We start from the raw sequence: 1,415 nt of genomic DNA, 5'->3' as shown, positions 1-1,415 counted from the left end.
GCTGAGACCTGATGCCGAGCCGATTGTGGTGAAGTGGATGATCCTATGCTGTCGAGAAAAGCCTCTAGCGAGTTTCATGGCGGCCCGTACCCTAAACCGACTCAGGTGGTCAGGTAGAGAATACCGAGGCGTTCGGGTGAACTATGGTTAAGGAACTCGGCAAAATGCCCCCGTAACTTCGGGAGAAGGGGGGCCATCACTGGTGAGGGAACTTGCTTCCTGAGCTGGGGGTGGCCGCAGAGACCAGCGAGAAGCGACTGTTTACTAAAAACACAGGTCCGTGCGAAGCCGTAAGGCGATGTATACGGACTGACGCCTGCCCGGTGCTGGAACGTTAAGGGGACCGGTTAGTCACATTTCGGTGTGGCGAAGCTGAGAACTTAAGCGCCAGTAAACGGCGGTGGTAACTATAACCATCCTAAGGTAGCGAAATTCCTTGTCGGGTAAGTTCCGACCTGCACGAATGGCGTAACGACTTCTCGACTGTCTCAACCATAGGCCCGGTGAAATTGCACTACGAGTAAAGATGCTCGTTTCGCGCAGCAGGACGGAAAGACCCCGGGACCTTTACTACAGTTTGATATTGGTGTTCGGTTCGGCTTGTGTAGGATAGGTGGGAGACTGTGAACTCTGGACGCCAGTTCAGGGGGAGTCGTCGTTGAAATACCACTCTGGTCGTGCTGGATGTCTAACCTGGGTCCGTGATCCGGATCAGGGACAGTGTCTGATGGGTAGTTTAACTGGGGCGGTTGCCTCCTAAAGAGTAACGGAGGCGCCCAAAGGTTCCCTCAGCCTGGTTGGCAATCAGGTGTTGAGTGTAAGTGCACAAGGGAGCTTGACTGTGAGACCGACGGGTCGAGCAGGGACGAAAGTCGGGACTAGTGATCCGGCGGTGGCTTGTGGAAGCGCCGTCGCTCAACGGATAAAAGGTACCCCGGGGATAACAGGCTGATCTTCCCCAAGAGTCCATATCGACGGGATGGTTTGGCACCTCGATGTCGGCTCGTCGCATCCTGGGGCTGGAGTCGGTCCCAAGGGTTGGGCTGTTCGCCCATTAAAGCGGTACGCGAGCTGGGTTTAGAACGTCGTGAGACAGTTCGGTCCCTATCCGCTGCGCGCGTAGGAATATTGAGAAGGGCTGTCCCTAGTACGAGAGGACCGGGACGGACGAACCTCTGGTGTGCCAGTTGTTCTGCCAAGGGCATGGCTGGTTGGCTACGTTCGGGAGGGATAACCGCTGAAAGCATCTAAGCGGGAAGCCTGCTTCGAGATGAGTATTCCCACCCACTTGATGGGGTAAGGCTCCCAGTAGACGACTGGGTTGATAGGCCGGATCTGGAAGCACGGTAACGTGTGGAGGTGACCGGTACTAATAGGCCGAGGGCTTGTCCATAGATGCTCGCGTCCACTGTGTT

1 rRNA gene (running past one end of the window) is annotated in these 1,415 nt (G+C 56.0%); it reads left to right on the top strand.

The window, feature by feature from the left end:
* Positions 1-1,393: ribosomal RNA gene (locus ACWGDB_RS41820) — 23S ribosomal RNA — on the top strand (it extends 1,374 nt beyond the left edge of the window).
* Positions 1,394-1,415 lie beyond the last annotated feature (22 nt).

It is taken from the genome of Streptomyces sp. NPDC055013 (assembly GCF_053608645.1).
This window is presented reverse-complemented; position numbering and strand designations above follow the sequence as displayed.